This window comes from Nocardia sp. NPDC047648 (assembly GCF_040642815.1).
In the GTDB taxonomy this organism is placed as follows: domain Bacteria; phylum Actinomycetota; class Actinomycetes; order Mycobacteriales; family Mycobacteriaceae; genus Nocardia; species Nocardia gamkensis.
In genome coordinates, this window is sequence record NZ_JBEYSX010000006.1 from 355,932 (window position 1) to 374,488 (window position 18,557).

Consider the following 18,557-nt stretch of genomic DNA (forward strand, 5'->3'; position numbering starts at 1 on the left):
ATAGCAGCCGGCCGAGTGGTGTTGACCGACACGACCCCGTGCGCTGTTCGGGTAGACCACAGGTTCCTCGAGGAGAGTTCATGACTGTGCAGAACGAGACCGCCACCCACGGTGTGAGTCTGACCGACGCCGCCGCCGCGAAGGCGAAGGCACTGCTGGACCAGGAGGGACGCGACGACCTGGCGCTGCGGATCGCGGTGCAGCCGGGTGGTTGTGCCGGCCTGCGCTACCAGCTGTTCTTCGACGACCGCTCGCTCGACGGCGACCTCACCGTCGACTTCGCGGGCGTCACGCTGGCCGTCGACCGGATGAGCGCGCCGTACGTGCAGGGCGCCTCGATCGACTTCGTCGACACCATCGAGAAGCAGGGCTTCACCATCGACAACCCGAACGCCACCGGCTCCTGCGCCTGCGGCGACTCCTTCAACTGAGGCCGGCCGCCGCTCCGGGCCTTCGGGCCGTACGAGTCGGGTGACGTGGGCTCGCGAAATCGGTTGTCCCGTCCGGACATGTAGGTGCGCGGCTGCGCCCGGATCGGTGCGGCGGATCCGCTACGGTGAGACCGGGACCTTTGTCGTCCCGGTCTTGACCGCCTGCCGCCTACAGTTGAAGGGCCCAGCCACGTGTCCATAGCCGTTTCCGCGTCCATTGCGACCGACCACCTCATGCGCTTCCCCGGACGGTTCGCCGACGTACTGCTGGCCGATCAGCTCGACCACGTGTCGCTGAGCTTCCTCGTCGATGATCTGCAGATCCGTCGCGGTGGCGTCGGTGGCAACATCGCCTACGCCATGGGCCTGCTCAATCGCACCCCCTTGCTGGTCGGTGCCGTCGGCGCCGACTTCGGCGAGTATCGCGCCTGGCTGGAGAAGCACGGCGTCGACTGCTCCACGGTGCTGGTCTCCGAGCGCGCCCACACCGCGCGTTTCGTCTGCACCACCGACGACGACATGGCCCAGATCGCGTCGTTCTACCCCGGCGCGATGAGCGAGGCCCGCGACATCTCCATCGCCGAACTCGCCGAGACCAGGGACCTGGATCTCGTCCTGGTCGGCGCCAACGACCCCGAGGCGATGCTGCGGCACACCGCGGAGTGCCGTGAACTCGGCATCCCGTTCGCCGCCGATCCCTCCCAGCAGCTGGCCAGGCTGGACGGCGACCAGTCCGTGCAGCTCATCGATGGCGCCGCGTACCTCTTCACGAACAAGTACGAGTGGGCGCTGCTGCTGCAGAAGACCGGTCTGAGCGAGGAAGAGGTCGCCCAGAAGGTCGGCGTCCGCGTCACCACCCTGGGCGCGGATGGCGTGCGGATCGTCGACCGCGACGGCGCCGAGGTGACCGTCGGCGTCGTGCCCGAGGTCGAGAAGGTCGAGCCGACCGGTGTCGGCGATGCCTTCCGCGCCGGCTTCCTCACCGCGCATACCGCCGGGCTGAGCCTGGAGCGTTCCGCGCAGCTCGGCTCGCTGATCGCCGTGCTCGTCCTGGAGACGATGGGCACCCAGGAGTGGACGCTGAGCAAGGAGTCCGCGCTGGAGCGCCTCACACAGGCCTACGGCCCGGAGTCCGCCGCGGACATCAAGACCCTGCTCTGATCGTCACGACGAAAGGCGCGCACCCGGCCGGGTGCGCGCCTTTCGCATGTTCACGCGCTACAGCGAAACGGGGTACGCGGGTTCCTGGATCTCCGGCTTGATCCGGTCCTCGACGAAGATGCCGTGCCACACCATGAACACCAGCAAGGTCCACAGCCTGCGGCTGTGATCGGCGGTTCCGGCCCGGTGCGCGACCAGCATCTCGCTGATCGCGGGCTTGTTCAGCAGGTGGCCGGTCTGCGACTCGGCGATCTGCTGCTGTGCCCAGTCGTAGAGTTCGGTGCCGCGCAGCCAGTGCCGCAGGGGGACCGGGAAGCCGAGCTTGGCGCGATGCAGCACGTGCGGGGGCACGATGCCCTCCAGCGCCTGGCGCAGCGCGTACTTCGTGGTCTCCTTGGTGATCTTCTGATCGAACGGCAGCCCCTCGGCCGCCTTCAGCACCTCGGTGTCCAGGAACGGCACGCGCAGTTCCAGCGAGTTCGCCATGGTCATCTTGTCGGCCTTGACCAGGATGTCGCCGCGCAGCCAGGTGAACAGGTCGAGGTGCTGCATCCGGGCCACCGGGTCCCAGCCGCGCGACTGGGCGTACAGCGGCGCGGTGACGTCCTGATGGGTCCACTCCGGCCGGAACTCGCGCAGCACGGCGCGCAGCTGGGCGTCGCTGAAGCTGCGCGCGTTGCCGTAGTAGCGCTCCTCCAGGGTGAGCGAGCCGCGGTGCAGCAGGCTCTTGCCCCTTGTGCCTTCCGGGATCCGCTCCGACAACTTGCCCGCCAGCCTGCGCAGGCCGCGGGGCAACTTCTCGAAAGGCCGCAACGACAGCGGCTCGCGGTAGATGGTGTATCCGCCGAACAGCTCGTCGGCGCCCTCACCGGAGAGCACCACCTTGACGTGCTTGCGCGCCTCCTTGGCGACGAAATACAGCGGGACCAGCGCCGGATCGGCCACCGGGTCGTCGAGGTACCAGACGATCTCCGGGATCGCCTGGGCGAACTCGGCCGGGGAGACCACCTTCACCACGTGGCGCGCGCCGATCGCCTCGGCGCTCTCGGCGGCGACGTCCACCTCCGAGTAGCCCTCCCGCTCGAACCCGGTGGTGAACGTGATCAGCTTCGGGTTGTGCCGCATGGCCAGCGCGGCGACCGCGGTGGAGTCGATGCCGCCGGACAGGAACGAGCCGACCGTCACGTCGGCGCGCATGTGCTTGGCGACGGAGTCCTCGAGCGCCGCGGCGATCTCCCGGTAGCGCGCCGTCGCCGAACCGGCGGTGAACGGGCGCACCGGGAACTTCGGGGTGAAATACCGGGTGACGACCGGAGCCGCACCGGGCCGCACGGTGGCGTAGCTGCCGGATTCCAGCCTGCGCACGTCCTTGTGCAGCGTCTCCGGTTCCGGCACGTACTGGAGCACGGTGTAGTGCTCCAGCGCCCGCGGGTCCAGCGCGTCGCTCAGCTCCAGCGCGGGCAGCAGTTCCAGCAGGCTCTTCTTCTCGCTCCCGAACGCGGTGCCGCCGGGCCCGGTGGCCAGGAACAGCGGCTTGATGCCGAACGGGTCGCGCGCGAGGAACAGGTCCTTGGTCTCGGTGTCCCAGATCGCGAAGGCGAACATGCCGCGCAGCCGCCGCACCGCCTCGGGGCCCCAGTAGTGGAACGCCGCGACGATGGCCTCGCTATCGCCCTCCGTGTGGAACATCTTCCCGTCCGGGAACTCGGCGGCGTGCGCCTCGGCGAGTTCGGCGCGCAGCTCCAGGTAGTTGTAGATCTCGCCGTTGAAGGTGAGCGCGTAGCGGTCGGGCTGCTCGGGCGGGCCCCAGCGCAGCGGCTGGTGCGAGTGCTCGATGTCGATGATCGACAGGCGGTTGAAGCCGAAGATCACCTGGTCGTCGTGCCAGGTGCCGCGCTCGTCCGGGCCGCGGTGACGCACACAGTGCAAGGCTTCGTAGACCTGCTCCACCGTGCCAGGTGCCGCCTCGTCAGATGCCAGGAATCCGAGCAGTCCACACACGGCGTCGGCAACCTCATTTCTCACAGTCGGGATACGCGCGCACCGGATGGGGCGCAAAGGGGCGAAATCTAGTGTCCGAGTATGCCGCACCCACGGGATTCGCGCGTCGTGCGCACCACGTCCGGGACGGAATCGCTGGTGACGGTGATCGGTGCGCGCTCGGTGAGGTGCCGAAGCCGACCCGACGACGAACCGGGGGTGCGTTTGGTCTACGCTGCGTAGTACTCAGGTCTCTCTCAGGCGACCCGCGCGCAACGCGCTGGCCCGGAGGGCGTCCTGAACGAGCTTAGGACGTATCGTCGGGGCCTATCGCAGCCCCGAACGATGCACTGTCGGAATGTGTGGCGACCAGGAAGGCGTGAGCGTGGCGCACAAGGCGAGCGAAGAGATCGGGGCACGACCCGCCCGGGGTCGGCAGGGCCGCATCCTTCGGCGGGCCGGGCTGGCGGTGTCCTTGGGGATCACCGCGCTGCTCGTCTCGGGCTGCTCGATCGACAATGTTTGGCTGCGGTTCGGCTGGCCGTCGGGTATCACGCCGCAGGCCACCCGGATGCGGGAACTGTGGACCTGGTCGGTCATCGCCGCGCTGGCGATGGGCGTGCTGGTCTGGGGCCTGACCTTCTGGACCGTCGCGTTCCACCGCAAGAAGGCGGACTCCCCGGAGTTCCCGCGCCAGACCGGCTACAACGTGCCGCTGGAACTGACCTACACGGCGATCCCGTTCGTCATCATCGCCGTGCTGTTCTACTTCACCGTGGTCGTGCAGAACTACGTGCACGAGAAGGTGGCCGACCCCGATGTCACCGTCGACGTGACCGCCTTCCAGTGGAACTGGAAGTTCGGTTACCGCGAAGTCGACTTCAAGGACGGCTACAAGTTCGACGGCATCGACACCGCGCGTGAGACGGTGAACCAGGAGCAGCTCGAGCAGTACGAGGAGCGGACCAAGGACGGCCACCCGCAGCCGGGCCCGGTGCACGGCAAGCCGGAGAACGACATCCTGTCCTACCTGCACTACGACAAGGTCGAGACGATCGGCTCGAGCAACGAGATCCCGGTGCTGGTGCTGCCGACCGGCAAGGTCATCGAGTTCCAGCTCGCCGCCGCCGACGTGATCCACGCCTTCTGGGTGCCGGAGTTCCTGTTCAAGCGGGACGTGATGCCCAACCCGAAGGAAAACAACTCCGACAACGTCTTCCAGATCACCAAGATCGAGAAGGAGGGCGCGTTCGTCGGCCGCTGCGCCGAGATGTGCGGCACCTTCCACTCGATGATGAACTTCGAGGTCCGCGCGGTCACGCCGGAGAAGTTCACCAAGTACCTGGACGCGCGCCAGGCGGGCAAGACCAACGCCGAGGCGCTGGAGGCCATCGGTGAGTCCCCCGTCGCCACGTCCACCACGCCGTTCAACACCAGGCGCGACACCAAGAGCGCGGCCTCGGCCGAGAGCAAGTGAGGATTTGATCTGACATGAAGATCGAAGCGCGGATTTTCGAACTGCTCACGGTGTTCTTCATCATCGTGGCGGTGGTCTACGGCTTCTTCACCGGCCAGTCGCGCACCGGCGTCGAGTGGGCGGGCACCACGGCCACCGTGCTGACCGCGGGCCTGTCGCTGATCATCGGCACCTACTTCCGGTTCGTCGCCCGTCGTCTCGACCTGCGCCCCGAGGACTACGAGGACGCCGAGATCGTGGACGGTGCCGGCGACCTGGGCTTCTTCTCGCCCGGCAGCTTCTGGCCGATCACCCTGGCCGCCGCCGGTTCGGTGACCGCCCTCGGCCTGGCGTTCTTCCAGTTCTGGCTGATCGGCATCGGCGTCGTCTGCGTGCTCGCGGCCGCCGCCGGTCTGGTGTTCGAGTACTACCTCGGCCCGGAGAAGCACTGACCTGAGAACCCGCCGAAGCGGCCCCATCGGAAAACCGGTGGGGCCGCTTCGCGTCTGCCTGTGCCTGTTCGGTCGAACCGGCTCATCCCCGACGAGACCGTGCCTGATATGAAAGTCCGGGTGGGACGTAAGAAGTTGCTGGAGCCGACCCTGACGGAGTTGCCGCACGGGCCGCACGGTCTGGCTCGTGATCTGGTGACCGGGTCCCAGCGGCAGCGGCTTTTGTACGGGGTGACGGTTGTCGTCGCGGATCGCGGCTATCCCACCGCCACAATCGCGGATATCGCCGCAGCGGCGAAGGTTTCGCGCCGCACGTTTTACCAGCACTTCTCGGACAAGGAAGCGTGTTTCCTCGCCGCGGCCGAGACCGGCCGGGATCTGATGATCGAGCACCTCGAGCGCGTGATGAGGCAGGTGTTCGCGGGACCGGTCGAGCCCCTCGAGGCTTTACGGCTCGGAATCCGCGAGTATCTCACTCTATTGCGTGACGAACCGTCGTTCGCCCGCGCGTTCTATCTGGAAACCGCCGTGGCCGGGTCGCGCGCGATCGAGTCGTTCGAACGATGTCAACGCTGGTTCGCCGGATTCATCCGATCATGGCGTGAGGCGGCGGGCCCCGTCGATCCACCGGTGCCGGATGACGCGTATCTGGCGGTGACCGACGCGGTCAACGAGGCCGTCCGCCGAACCCTGCGGGCGGGAGGTGACTTGCTCGCACTCGAGGACACCGTGCTGTACATACACCGCGCGCTGCTCGGTCTCGCGACGTCGGCCGACTAGGGCACGACTGTGTCGCCAGGACCGGTGAGGTCGCAGGAAGCGTCGTCGCTGGTGTTGCCGCCTTCGGAGACAATCCTCGCGAACGCCTTCGCGCAGCTGGACGAAGCGATGCCGGAGGTATTTCCCGTGATGATGGAATTCCGCACTTTCACGATGCCCACCGGAACATCGAGCGCATCCGTCACCTGGCGTGGGAGGGTATCGAGATAGGCGGGCGCCACGTTGATGCCGCCACCGGCGTCCGAGGCACTGTTTCCGGTGACCGTCGTCCGATCGAAGGTCACCACCCCTCGGCCTCGGACATCTACACCGCCGCCACGTCCGGCGAAGCCACCCGGGCGGTACCACACTCCGGGATCGACCACGCGGTTGTCGGAGATCCTGGAGTCGGTGAAGGTGCAGGTGTTATCGCATCGCACGCCGCCCGCCTCGCCGGACACGTTGCCGGTGATGATCGTATTTCTCGTTTGCAGGTCCGATCCCGGCACATTGAAGATCCCGCCGCCGTACCCGGCGCTGTTACCCCGGACCACGACATCCTCGAGTACGAGGTTCGAGGAATTGGAGATTCCGCCGCCGCCGGTGTCGTAGTACGGGATCTCGTGTTGAGCGGTGACTCCGCCGGTCACGGTCAATCCCGTCAACGTCACCGGCGCGGAGACACTGAGGACCCGGTCGATCCCCGCGGCATCCAGCACCGTCTGATCGCGGCCCGCGCCACGCAGGGTCGTCGCCGCGGTGAGGTTCAGGTCTCCGGTGGTCGCATCCGGGTTGCGGCCTTGCACCTTCTGTGGATCGGGACGGATCATCAAGATGTACCGTCCTTCGGGCACCACGATTGTGCTCCCGGGCCGGGCGTTGGCGGTCTGCACTGCCGCGCGCAGTGAGCAGGCGCCGGCGACGGTACGGCAAAGCCCGCTGTACGGATCGGCCGCGACGCCGTCGGCTGTGGTGTTCACGGTGATCACCGCTGGAGAATTCGCATCGGGCACGGTGTCGGCGGAGGCCGCGCCAGGGAATCCGCCTGCAGTTGCCGCGATCAGGGATGCGATGGCGACGCCGCGGGCCGTCGCGGGAAATGCGCTCGTCCTCATGAAGTTTCGAATCCAATTCAGCAACACGAAATAAGGTACGCCCGCGTATGAGTGGGGTACGCAAGCGTCTACAACTATGTCGCAGAGTGGCGCCCTTCGGGGGTGTTTCCGGGAATCCGCTCGCCGGACGCCGATCCGCCTCCGCACGCCGGGTCATGCCGGGCGCCGTGGGAGGCACCCTCGAGCCGCTTCGAGAGCGTCGATGCGTTTCACTGCTCTTCCAGGCTTTTCAGCCGTTCAGCAGTGTCTTCGCCCCGGGTGCGGTCAGCGGCGACGTGATTGCCCAAGCTCGCGTGCCGCGGGCGCTGTGGCCGCGCGCACGCGAATCTACTCCGCTTCGTACCGCAGCGCGTTCTCCGAGCGGCAGATCTCCTCGATGCCGGAGACGATGTCGCGCAGCAGTTCCGAGGGCAGGGCGGCGGGGCGCAGGCGGCAGGTGAAGGTGATCAGGCCGTGGTCTTCGGGGGGCAGGCCGCGGGCGGCGGATTCCGCGCGCAGGTAGCGGGAGCGCACGCCGTAGGTCATCGCAGAGATGACGGTGAAGCAGCCGGTGCGTTCCCGATGGCCCGAGAACAGGTCGTGCAGGCGGTAGAACACCGACGCATAGCTCGACAGGGGCGCGAAAACGCCCACCCGGTAGGCGGGACCACGCTCGGACGAACTGAGCGCTGTATCGGCCAGATACTCGGCATCGCGCAGGGTCTGTACCTTCGGCGCGAACAGCACCGCGCCCGCGGCCGCGTTGCGCACCGGCATGCCCGCCTTGCCGGGCGCGGCCGAGGCGATGGCGCCCAGCGATTTCCGTGCCCGCGACCCGACCTCGCGCCGGGCACGCAGTCCCCGGGTGGGCGCGGTGGGGTAGAGGCTCGACCACTGCCCGAAGCGGACGGTGCCCAGTTGCACGTGGCCGGTGCCGACCGGACGCGCCACCTTCAGCGGCGCGGTGTCGACCCAGCGGCCGACCTGCAGTTCGGCGTTGCCGGGCCGGGTGATCTCGGCGTACGCGTGCTCGACGAAGGAATCGAAGTCGAGGAACCGGTCGGCGTCGGTGGTCAGCCAGGTGCGCTCCTTGTCGATCTCGATGGCGTCCAGAGTGAGCGCGGTGATGATGCCCGCGCGACCGCCCGCGCCGAGGACGCGCTGGAATCGCTCGGTGTGGTGGGTGCGCCCGCAGGTGCCGATACGCCCGTCGGTGTCCACGTACTCCAGATCGACGATCTGGTCGATGAACAGGCCGTGCTTGTGCGAGGCCGCGCTGACGCCGCCGACCGAGGCGAAGCCGCCCGCGGTGATGTCGCGGTGGTCGCCGACGATCGGCAGGCCGAGGCCGTGGGCGCCGAGCCTGCGGTCGATGTCGGACAATTTGGCGCCCGCCTGCACCCGGACGGTGCGCCTGCCCAGGTTGATGTCCAGCACCTGGTTCATCCGGCGCAGCGACACCACGGTCGGCTGGGCGGGCAGCGTGAGCCCCTCGTCGAGCAGTTCGCCGCCGCGTACCATCAGCCGTTCCGTTCGCCCGCGTGAATCCCGCACCGTGCGAACGACATCGGCGGTATCGCGCGGGAGGTATTCCTCGGCGTTGGAGACAGTTTGCGGCGTGCTCATGGCCCAAAAGCTAACCACAGCGCGGCCCGCCCCGCTTCCCCGAATCCGGGAGTCACCGCGACGCGGGCGCAAGGCTCTTGCTGAACAGGACGGATCCGGCGGCATCGCACAGGTCGACGGTCAATTCCCTCGACTTTCCGTCGATGCGGACCTCGCCGAAATGCTGGAAGGCGTCCAGCGGCGAGCTGTTCTGCACCGGCGGCGCGTGGACGTAGACCGCCTCGGGGCCGAACGTGCCGTCCAGCTGATTCGGGCCGAACGCGCCCGCGTTGAGCGGACCGGAGACGAACTCCCAGAACTCGTCGAAGTCGGTGAAGACCGCGCGCTCGGGCGAATAGCGGTGGGCGGCCGTGTAGTGCACGTCGGCGGTGAGCCAGACGACGTTCGCCACCTTGTTCGCCCGCAGCGCCGAGAGCACCTGGGCGATCTCGCGTTCCCGGCCCGACGGCGCGCCGGGATCGCCGTTGGCGGGACCTTCGAAGGCGGTGGTGTTCTTCTGTTCGCCGTCCGAGACGATCACGCCGAGCGGCAGGTCGTTGGCGATGATCTTCCAGGTGGCGGTGGATTCGCGCAGACCGTCGATCAGCCATTTCGTCTGCGCCGGACCGAGAATGCGGCCGTTCGGCCCGTTGTTGACATCGTTGGCGTCCTTGTTCGCGCGCATGTCGAGCACGAAGACGTCCAGCAGCGGACCGTAGGCGATCTTGCGATACAGGCGGCCGTCCACCGCTTCTCGCGGTTCCAGTGGCATCCACTCGTGGAAGGCCTGCCAGGAGCGGGTGGCGAGGGTGTCCATGCCGCGTTCGGTGTAGCCCTTGGACTCGGCGACGAGTCCGCCGGGGTACCAGTTGTTCACCGTCTCGTGGTCGTCCCACTGCACCATCTGGGCGACCGAACTGTTGAACCGGCGGTAGTTCTCGTCGGTCAGGTTATAGGCGTAGTTGCCGCGGAACTGATCCAAGGTCTGCGCGACAGCGCTTTTCGCCTCGCTCACCAGATTGCGCCAAACCCGGCCGTCGGGCAGCGTGACCGATTCCTTCAACGGTCCGTCGGCGTAGATGGAGTCGCCGGAGTGCAGGAACAGATGCGGGTCGCGGGCGGCCATCGCGGCGAAGATCCTCATACCGCCGAGTTCCGGGTTGATGCCATAGCCCTGACCCGCGACGTCGCCGGACCATTGCAGCCGGATGTCCGCCGCGGCGGTGGGCGCGGTGCGGAAGACGCCGGTGACCGGTTCGGAGGTGGCGCCGTCCTCGCCGCGCAGCGTCACCCGGTAGTGCACCTGCTGTCCGGCGGGCAGGCCGTTGACCCGCACCCGGCCGGTGCCGTCGGAATCCGGGGTGAGCAGCGGCCCGGTGAAGCGCATGGGATCGGTGAACGAGTCCGTCGCGGCGGTTTCCACGAGCAACGTGGCGGGGCGATCGGCGCGGGCCCAGATCAGGGCGCCGTCGGTGCGTGGGTCACCCACCGCCACGCCGTGGGTGAGCACCGACCGCTGCCGGACCAGCGCCGGGCCCCCGTTGCCCGGCGAGCAGGCCGCCAGCGCAGGGGCCGCCACGAGTCCGAATGCGCAGGCGCGTAAAACGGTGCGCCGGGAGGGTCCTGAGGCCGAGCCGCTCATGAGGAAACTCTGGCGCAATTACGTCAACGTCACATGAACTCGCCGGGTCCGTGCGGCCAACAAGCAACGGGACCTCAGTGCGCGAGTCGCTCCAGCCGGTGGTGCAGCTCGCCCGCCCAGTCGACGCCGCCCAGGTGCTGGTAGTCCACCCAGAGCGCGTCGAAGACGTCGCGGCCCTCGGAGATCCATCCGCCGCGCTTGTCCGCTTCCAGGACCACACTCATGCCGGTCTCGGTCGGGACGAAAGTCACCTCGAGCTGGTTCAGGCGCGGGTAGTGCGGCGAACCGGCGAACTCGATCTCCTGGTAGAACGGCAGGGTCTGAGGTGTGTTGTGCACCCGTCCCGATTCCACGTCCGCGCTGCGCAGGTGGAATCCCAAGCGCTCCACCGCTTCCAGCAGCACGTGCTGGGCGGGCAGCGCGCCTACGCCGATCGGGTCGGTGTCGGCGGCGTCCACCGCGCCGTGGATCTCCACGACCGTGCGCAGCGACACCACCGTGCCGGGCAGGTGCCTGCCGTTGTAGAACGTGATCGGCGTTTCCATCGGCGCGCGGGCCGCGAAGCGGAACTCCGGCACCGCGCCCACGGGCAGATGCAACGGCCCGTGCACCCCGGTGCGGCCGAACGCGATATCGCGCAGGCCTTCGTGATCCTCGTACTCCTGCTCGGCCCTGGTCACGAACTCGACCGCCACCTGAGCGATTTCCTGCGCGACCGCCCCGCCCCGCAACCGGATCACACCCTCGACCGTGCCCCCGGGCTGCACACCCGGCGTGAACAACTCGGTCTCCACCTCGGCCCCACCGACTCCGGCCGCCGCCAGCAACTTCTTGAACATGCTCGTACTTTCGCCGCGCCGTCTTACCGAAGGCTTGTCATTACCTTGTCGCCCTGGACGACTCGGCCGAGTGTATGGCGCCGGCCGGTGGAAGCAGCGCCGCTCCGGTCAGCGCGTGGATCGAGCGGCGGCGACCAAAGCGGCGCACGCAGCGGGATCCTCGTCGCCGCCTGCGGTTTCCACACCGCTGTTGACGTCGACGGCGTACGGGCGCACCTGATCTTCGACCGCACGGTCATCGGGCGCACGAGGGGGAAGGCCTGGTGTTCAGGACAGGAGCAGGGGAGGGATCAGCCTGCGGCGGTGTCCGGGATGCGGACGGGCACGGCATCGTGGCGGCTGCCGCTGGGGACGCCCTTCTTCAGGCTGTGGGCGTAGACGTCGACGTATTCCTGGCCGGTGAGCTGCATGAGCTCGTACATGACCTCGTCGGTGACGGCGCGTTCGACGAATCGGTTGCCGCCCATGCCTTCGTAGCGGGAGAAGTCGATGGGCTTGCCGAACTTGACCGTCACCTTCCTGCGGCGCCAGCGGAACGGTCCGGGCGGGCTGACCTCGTCGGTGCCGATGACGGCGACCGGGATGACGGGGACGCCGGTCTCCAGCGCCAAGCGGGCCAAGCCGGTCTTGCCCTTGTACAGCCGGCCGTCGGGGGAGCGGGTGCCCTCCGGGTAGAGGCCGACCAGGCGGCCCTCGTCGAGCAGCTTGCGGGCGGCGTTCAGCGCGTCCTCGGCGGCGTCGGCTCCGCTGCGGTCGATCGGATACTGACCCGAGGCGCTGAAGAAGAACTTCTGGAACCGGCCCTTGATGCCCGGGGTGGTGAAGTACTCGGCCTTGGCCAGATAGTTGATCCGACGCGGACTCAGCAACGGAGCGAACAGCCAGTCGGCGAAGGAGAGATGGTTACCCGCCATGATGGCCGGCCCGTCCGCCGGAATGTTCTCCACACCCTCGACCGTAGGCCGGTTGTAGAGATGAATGAACGGTCCCAGCAGCACGAACTTCAGCAGCCAGTAGAACATGACGTCCTTCCCCCGGGACCGGGATAGTTGCGGGCACCTGCTTCAAATGCCGACTTTACCGCTGGTACAAGATCACATCCAACCGCAGCGGCGAATCTCACCACACTTCGGCGCCGACGCCGACCGATGGCGAGCGTCGGCGTGTCGCGCCGGACCACGATCCTCGTGGCCCGCGGTGTCAACGGCCGGTCCGCGCGATGCGGGCGGCTTTGCCGCCGCCGGAGGGCAGGGCGGCCCTGGCGAGATCGGCGGCACCGATCATGCCCGCCGCCTCGCCGAGCTGAGTGGTCCGGATGCGGGCCAGCGGCCGGTGCCCCGCACCGGTGATCGTGCGCGCATATTCCTCACGCGCCTCGTCCAGGAACAGCGGCGCCGAACTGCTGACCCCGCCCGCGATGACCACCAGGTCGGGATCGAAGATGTCGCTGACGAACGCCAGCCCGAGGCCGAGCCAGCGCGCGAAGTCGGCCATCACCCGCGCGGCGAGCGGATCGCCGTCCTGCGCGGCGCCCGCGACCCGCCGTCCGGTCAGCGAGCCGGGATCGCGCGCCACGTCCCTGGCGAGCACGGAGTGCACCGTGTCGCTGGCCAGCATTTCGATCGCGGTCTCGGCCAGTGCGGTTCCGCTGCAATAGCGCTCCCAGCAGCCGTGCTTGCCGCACGGACAGGGCCGCCCCTGCGGAACGACCTGCAGATGACCGAGTTCCGGCGCGACACCGTGCGTGCCCCGGTACAACTGGCCGTCGATCAACAAGGCGGCGCCGATGCCGGTGCCGATCGCGATCAGCACCACGTTGTGGCCGCCCGCCGCGGCGCCGAACCGGTACTCGGCCCACATCGCCGCGTTGGCGTCGTGTTCCAGGATCACCGGCAACTCCAGCCGTTCGGTGAGTCGCTGGGCGACGGGCGCGTCCTGCCAGGGCAGGTGCGGGGCGAACCGCACGGTGGAGCGATCGCCGTTGATGAACCCGGCGACCGCCAAACCGACCGCACCGATGGAATGCCGGCCGGACAGGTCGCGCACGGCCCGGTCCAGCGCGTCCTCCAGCGCGCGGGCGGAATGCGGCGTCGGCGCCTGGACCGTGTCGAGCACCTCGCCGCTGTCGTCGATCACCGACGCCCGAATGTTGGTGCCGCCGACATCTATTCCGACGGTCAGCGGTCGTGTACCGGCCATCTGGTGCGTCATACCTTGATCGTCACGGGAATGTCGACGTAACGGGGGCCATCGCCGTCCTCGCCTGGACCGTGCCGGTGCGGCGCACCGGTTTCCGGGTCGGCCTCGGCGGGCATGACCGGCTCGACCGGCACCCCCGCCAGCGCTTCGCGCAGCACGGTGACGATCGCGGTGCCGTGATCGGCGACGGCGGCCAGCACGTCGTGGTGTTCCCCGCGCACGAGCGCCGCGGCCGCGCACACCGGGCACCAGCTGCAGCCGGCCCACTCGGCCTGGCCGTCGGCGGCGCGCCGCAGCACCGGTTCGACCCGTTCCAGCACCGCTTCGGCCAGCAGCTTCAACTCCTCGGCGAATTCGCCGATGCCGTCGGGCGCGCTGTGGCCGCCTGCCTCGTGTCCCTCGGGGGGGTGCGGATCACCGGTCATGGTCGTGACTTTCGGACGCCTGCGCCCAGACCCGCGGATCGGGCCGGAAGCGGACCACCAGATACCCGTCATCGAGCTCGGCGCCGTCGACCGTGCACCGCCGCAATACCGGCGCCAGGCGCACCCGCCGCCGGACACCGTCCGCTCCCACGATCAAATCGTCCTCCACTCGGCCAAGGCGCAACGTGGCGGCGTCGACCACCGGCAGGTGCATGCGCAGCGCGTACACCGACTGCACTCCGGTGCCGGATTCCCGCAGAACCAGCGGTTCGCCGGAACTCGCGTCGACCTCCGTCTGATTGTCGCTCAGCATAAGCGCAGCGTCACCGGTGTCGCCCGCCGAGTCCATCGCGTACGACAGCGCGGCCAGCGAGTTCAGCCCGATCGGCTCGGCGCCGGTGTGCTGCGCGATCACCACGGGGATACCCGGCATCTTGCGCCGCAAATCGGCGATGACGTCCGATTGCTCACCGCGCCGGTTCGAATACCAGTGCACCGCCGGATGTTCGGCCGAACTCGATTCGGCGGGCGGCGCGAGATCGGGCAGCACCTTGTTCACCACCACGGCATCCAATCGCAGGCCCAGCAGCGCCGCGGCGGAACGCACCCGCTCCGATTCGGCCACCGCCACCCGCTCGGCGACCGTGATCAGCCGCGCCCCGGTGCGCCGGTGGTCGGTGAGCAGATCGCGAACCTCGGTGACCGCCTTGACGATCCGTTCGACCGTGGCCGCGAGCACGGCCCGGCGCAGATCGGTGCCGATGGCGCTCATCGTCCGCGCGTGCGGCGGCCACATCCGTTCCAGGTAACCGAGCAGGGTGGCGGGCGCGGTGACCAGGCGCAGCATGTCCGCCGAGGGCGGGCAGTCGACGACGATCAGATCCCAGTCGTCCTCGGCGGCGAACTGGGTGATCTCCACCAGCATCAGCAGTTCCTGCACGCCGGGCAATCCGGTCAGCTCCGCCGGATCCAGCGCCGCGAGGTCGAAACCGTGCTCGTGCCCGCGGCCGGTGGAGATCAACCGCACCACATCGCGGAACCGGTCCTCGAGCAGCGCGAGCGAATCGATCTCGATCACGTCCAGGCCCGGCAGCACGGTGGCGACGCCGGTGACCGTGCCGGGATCGTGCGGGAAACGGAAGCCGAGCGCGTCGCCCAGCGAATGCGCCTGATCGAGCGAGGCGATCAGCACGCGACGGCCCGATCTGGCCTCGGCCATGGCGGTGGCACACGCGAGCGTGGTCTTGCCCACCCCACCCTTGCCGATGAACAGTTCGACCCGGGTCTTGTGCGCGGTCAGCCTTCGACCCGTTTCTTCAGTTCCTTCAGCGCGGTGTCGGTGATCACTTTCTCGGCCTTGCGCTTGAACATGCCGATCATCGGGATGTTCAGATCGACGGTCAGCGTGTAGACCACCTCGGTGCCGCCGTCCGGCCGATCGATCAACTCGTAGGTCCCGTTCTGAGCCTTCTGCAACTCGCCGCTGAGCAGCCGCCAGCTGACCGCCTTACGGTCGGCGCGCCAGTCGTAGGACAAGACGTAGGTGTCCTTGACCACCCCGGCGTCCAGCACGAACCGGGCGGTCTCGGCCAAGCCGTCCGGTCCCGTCTCCAGCACCTCCACCGACTTCGCCGCCGATACCCACTCCGGGTAGGACTCCAGATCGGCGATGACGGACATCACCTGCCGCGACGGGGCCTCGATGACGATTGATCTCTGGGTCCTGTCGGCCATGCGGACAGCGATTCCTTTCAGCGTCGGTGCTGGTAGATCAAGACAGGGCCGCGGGAGCGACGCCGGCCGGGCGACCCGACTCCAGCCGGGACTTCACCTCGAACGACATGTTCTTGCCCGCGACCCGGCGCGCCCGAGTGGCGGCGGCGAGTTTGCCGACCGGCAGCGCGGGCTGCGGTTCGGCGTGCAGGAAGTAGTGCAGGATCACCCCGTCGAGCGAGGGCTCCAGCCACACCTCCATGGTTCCGGTCAGCGCCCCGGACACCGACCAGCGGATGCCCTTCTCACCCCGGTTCTCCCGGACCTCCAAGTCCAGGTCCGGCCACCAGCGGCGCCACTGGTTCGGACCGGCCAGCAGGTCGGCCACGGCGGCCCCCGATGCGGCGACGAAGGTCTGATCTGCGACCTGGATACTGCTCACTCCGCTGAGCGTAGTAGATGCGACGCGGATCACCGCAGCAGCTGTCGCAGGCGCGCGCCCAGGGTGTCCCAGCGCCACTGCTGCTCGACGAACGCCCGGCCCGCCACGCCCATCCGCGCCGCCGCGTCCCGATCGGACAGGATCTCCACCAGGGCGTCGGCGATCTGCTGCACGGAGCGGCCGTCCACCACCCGCCCGGTCCTGCCCTCGATCACGGTCTCCGGCGCGCCGCCGGAATTGCCCGCCACCACCGGGACGCCGGACGCCGAGGCCTCCAGGTAGACGATGCCCAGCCCCTCCACATCCAAGCCGGCGCCCCTGGTCCGGCAGGGCATCGCGAAGACATCCGCCAGCGTGTGATGCGCGGCCAGCTCGCCGGACGGGACGCGGCCGGTGAACACCACGTCCTCGGTGACGCCCGCGGCGACGGCGAGGGCGCGCAGCTTGTCCTCGAAGGGGCCGCCACCCGCGATCACCAGAACCGCTCCGCGCACCCGCTCGCGGATATCGCGCATGGCCAGGATCAGCGCGTCCTGCCCCTTGCGCGGCACCAGCCGCGACAGGCACAGGATGGTCGGACGGTCGCCCAAGCCGTAACGCTCGCGCAGCTCGGCACGCGCCGCCGGATCCGGGCGGAACACCTCGGTGTCCACCCCGGGCGGCAGATACTCCAGCGCCGCGTTCGCCCCGAACGCGGACGCGAACCGGCGGCGGGTATAGCGGCTGACGTAGGTGACGACGTCGGTCTGCTCGCCGATCACCCCCAGCGCCTGCCTGGCTCCGGGCAGCATCGACCAGCCGACCTCGTGGCCGTGCGTACTGGCCACGATGCGTTCGGCGCCCGCGCGACGCAGCGCGGGCGACATCAGCGCCAGCGGTGCCGCCGCCCCGAACCACACCGTGTCGCACTGCTCGCTCCGCAGCAGTCGCGCGGCGCGGCGCAGCACGAGCGGAGTCGGCAGCATCAGCGTGGTGGGATGGCGAATCACCTGGAACTTCTGCTTGGCGTCGAACTTCAGATGACTGTCGCCGCGCCAGCGCGGAGCGTAGACGACCAGGTCATCCGGCGGCAGCTCACCGGCCAACGCCTGCAGATACGACTGGATACCGCCCGGCCGCGGCGGGAAATCATTGGTAACCAGCAAAGTTCGGGCCATGCGCAACAAAATACTGGGTTTGTTTGGCCGCGCCTTCGGCGCGGCGTGTTCGCGGCCCTTTGTGGCTCGCGTTTGCGCGACCGCCGCTTGCTCCTTCGTCGCGTACGCGACGGCCGCGATTCGCGGGTCGCGGGGGAAGGGTCAGGCGGTCCGGGCTCGTACCCACTCGCGCCAGTCGTCGACGAACTCGGTGCGGGTGGTGCCGAGGACTTCGCGGAGGGTGCCGTCTTCGGTGGTCGGGTCCTGTTTGCCCGCCGCGATGCGGTGGTAGAGCTGGACGAGGTGCGGACGGTCGTATTTCTCGGCGACGAATGCGCAGATCGACCAGGCCTTTTCGTAGGTGAAGGCGGCGTCGGGGCCGGAGAACTCGGCGTCGGCGGGCAGATCGGCCGGAATCTGCCCGGCGTGGGCATGCGCGGTGAGGGTGGGGGCGATGTCGGCGAACCGCTGGCCTTCGGCGTGGTGCGCGGTGTAGTCGGCGAAGCCTTCCAGCATCCACAGCGGGGCGCCGTCGACGGTGTCCGCACGCGCGGCGATGTGGGTGAGTTCGTGCCGCAGCAGGGTGGCCATGCCTTCGGGATCGAGGCGGCGTCCGGTGTCGGGACCGAAGACGACACGCTGGCCGGTGGGGCTGCTGCCCTGGGTGAACGGGTCGGCGACCGACGCGGCGGCGACTTCGGCGGGCAGGAGGTCGGGCGAACGCAGCAGAGCCGCGAACTCCGAAGGCGACGAGGCGACCACGACCAGCGCGGATTGCGCCCAGTCGGGACCCCAGACGTCGGTCACCGCGGCGGTGGCGTCGGCGAGTTCACGCTCCAGCACGTCGATTTCGATCCGCTGATCGGCATGGCCGACGACCAGGGATTGCCGTCCGTCGCCGGTTGGCACCCGGCGGGCGACGATGGAGCCGAACGGTTCGACGATGCGCCGCACCTCGGCGAGCCTGGGATCGACGGCCGCCGCCTGACCCACCGCCTCGGTCGTCCCCGGTTCGGCGGCTCGCAGTTTCGGTAGCACCGTGTTCGGCAACATGATCAGCGCGACGCACACGCCGGTGAGCGCCACCACCATCGCGACGGTGAGGCAGAACTCGAATCGCCGCCGCGCCGACCACCAGTCGCGCGATTTCCGCATGCCGGTCATCGGCGCACACCGTCCGGCGACATGGCGCCGCGGTGCCGTGCGGTGGCGGACACACCGTG

At 68.7% G+C, this 18,557-nt stretch carries 18 protein-coding genes; 5 read left to right on the top strand and 13 right to left on the bottom strand.

From position 1 onward, the window contains the following. The first annotated feature begins 80 nt into the window (after positions 1–80). Both ABZ803_RS16220 and ABZ803_RS16225 read left to right on the top strand, forming a co-directional pair. Positions 81–431, top strand: coding sequence for an iron-sulfur cluster assembly accessory protein (locus ABZ803_RS16220; RefSeq protein WP_040865873.1), 351 nt, complete (start codon positions 81–83; stop codon positions 429–431). A gap of 192 nt (positions 432–623) precedes the next feature. After that, positions 624–1,592, top strand: a complete 969-nt coding sequence (locus ABZ803_RS16225) for a carbohydrate kinase family protein (RefSeq protein ID WP_357038048.1) — start codon at positions 624–626, stop codon at positions 1,590–1,592. A 57-nt stretch (positions 1,593–1,649) separates the two neighbouring features. On the opposite strand, the gene asnB is transcribed toward ABZ803_RS16225, so the two are convergent. Then, complete coding sequence (asnB, locus tag ABZ803_RS16230; RefSeq protein WP_357038153.1) at positions 1,650–3,593, bottom strand: asparagine synthase (glutamine-hydrolyzing); 1,944 nt, start codon at positions 3,591–3,593, stop codon at positions 1,650–1,652. A gap of 364 nt (positions 3,594–3,957) precedes the next feature. Between asnB and ABZ803_RS16235 the strand changes: the two genes are divergently transcribed. From ABZ803_RS16235 to ABZ803_RS16245, 3 genes are all read left to right on the top strand, one after another. Further along, positions 3,958–5,049 carry a cytochrome c oxidase subunit II gene (locus ABZ803_RS16235; protein ID WP_357038051.1) on the top strand — a complete coding sequence of 364 codons (1,092 nt, stop codon included), beginning with the start codon at positions 3,958–3,960 and terminating at the stop codon, positions 5,047–5,049. 14 nt (positions 5,050–5,063) lie between these two features. Further along, positions 5,064–5,480 (top strand): cytochrome c oxidase subunit 4, encoded by a 417-nt coding sequence (locus ABZ803_RS16240; RefSeq protein ID WP_040865876.1) that lies wholly within the window; start codon positions 5,064–5,066, stop codon positions 5,478–5,480. Positions 5,481–5,588: 108 nt separating this feature from the next. Continuing rightward, positions 5,589–6,260 carry a TetR/AcrR family transcriptional regulator gene (locus tag ABZ803_RS16245; protein WP_357038054.1) on the top strand — a complete coding sequence of 224 codons (672 nt, stop codon included), beginning with the start codon at positions 5,589–5,591 and terminating at the stop codon, positions 6,258–6,260. Here ABZ803_RS16245 and ABZ803_RS16250 read toward each other — a convergent pair. The 12 genes from ABZ803_RS16250 to ABZ803_RS16305 form a co-directional block, all read right to left on the bottom strand. Continuing rightward, a complete protein-coding gene (locus ABZ803_RS16250) occupies positions 6,257–7,354 on the bottom strand; it encodes a CSLREA domain-containing protein (protein ID WP_357038057.1) in 1,098 nt (365 codons plus the stop codon). The two genes, ABZ803_RS16245 and ABZ803_RS16250, sit on opposite strands and share 4 nt — an antisense overlap. A 327-nt stretch (positions 7,355–7,681) precedes the next feature. Next, the gene (locus ABZ803_RS16255; protein WP_357038060.1) at positions 7,682–8,959 is read right to left on the bottom strand and encodes an FAD-binding oxidoreductase; all 1,278 of its coding nucleotides are present in this window, start codon (positions 8,957–8,959) and stop codon (positions 7,682–7,684) included. Between the two features lie 52 nt (positions 8,960–9,011). Continuing rightward, positions 9,012–10,580, bottom strand: a complete 1,569-nt coding sequence (locus ABZ803_RS16260; protein ID WP_357038063.1) for an alkaline phosphatase D family protein — start codon at positions 10,578–10,580, stop codon at positions 9,012–9,014. Between the two features lie 74 nt (positions 10,581–10,654). After that, positions 10,655–11,419, bottom strand: a complete 765-nt coding sequence (locus ABZ803_RS16265) for a sporulation protein (RefSeq protein ID WP_062975135.1) — start codon at positions 11,417–11,419, stop codon at positions 10,655–10,657. A gap of 290 nt (positions 11,420–11,709) precedes the next feature. Then, positions 11,710–12,441, bottom strand: coding sequence for a lysophospholipid acyltransferase family protein (locus ABZ803_RS16270; RefSeq protein WP_357038067.1), 732 nt, complete (start codon positions 12,439–12,441; stop codon positions 11,710–11,712). A gap of 178 nt (positions 12,442–12,619) precedes the next feature. Beyond that, positions 12,620–13,630 (bottom strand): ROK family protein, encoded by a 1,011-nt coding sequence (locus ABZ803_RS16275; RefSeq protein WP_357038070.1) that lies wholly within the window; start codon positions 13,628–13,630, stop codon positions 12,620–12,622. Beyond that, on the bottom strand, positions 13,627–14,043 hold the full coding sequence (locus ABZ803_RS16280) for a hypothetical protein (protein WP_357038073.1): 417 nt from the start codon (positions 14,041–14,043) through the stop codon (positions 13,627–13,629). The genes ABZ803_RS16275 and ABZ803_RS16280 overlap by 4 nt, the downstream gene beginning before the upstream one ends. Continuing rightward, entirely contained in the window at positions 14,033–15,343 is a 1,311-nt protein-coding gene (locus ABZ803_RS16285) for an ArsA family ATPase (RefSeq protein ID WP_357038156.1), read from the bottom strand. The genes ABZ803_RS16280 and ABZ803_RS16285 overlap by 11 nt, the downstream gene beginning before the upstream one ends. Next, the gene (locus ABZ803_RS16290) at positions 15,340–15,777 is read right to left on the bottom strand and encodes an SRPBCC family protein (protein WP_062975125.1); all 438 of its coding nucleotides are present in this window, start codon (positions 15,775–15,777) and stop codon (positions 15,340–15,342) included. The genes ABZ803_RS16285 and ABZ803_RS16290 overlap by 4 nt, the downstream gene beginning before the upstream one ends. Positions 15,778–15,814: 37 nt before the next feature. Continuing rightward, positions 15,815–16,198 carry a polyketide cyclase / dehydrase and lipid transport gene (locus ABZ803_RS16295; protein WP_357038076.1) on the bottom strand — a complete coding sequence of 128 codons (384 nt, stop codon included), beginning with the start codon at positions 16,196–16,198 and terminating at the stop codon, positions 15,815–15,817. 29 nt (positions 16,199–16,227) lie between these two features. Further along, positions 16,228–17,355, bottom strand: a complete 1,128-nt coding sequence (locus ABZ803_RS16300; RefSeq protein WP_357038079.1) for a glycosyltransferase family 4 protein — start codon at positions 17,353–17,355, stop codon at positions 16,228–16,230. Positions 17,356–17,496: 141 nt separating this feature from the next. Next, positions 17,497–18,498: a hypothetical protein gene (locus ABZ803_RS16305; protein WP_357038082.1), complete on the bottom strand. Its 1,002-nt coding sequence runs from the start codon at positions 18,496–18,498 to the stop codon at positions 17,497–17,499. Positions 18,499–18,557 lie beyond the last annotated feature (59 nt).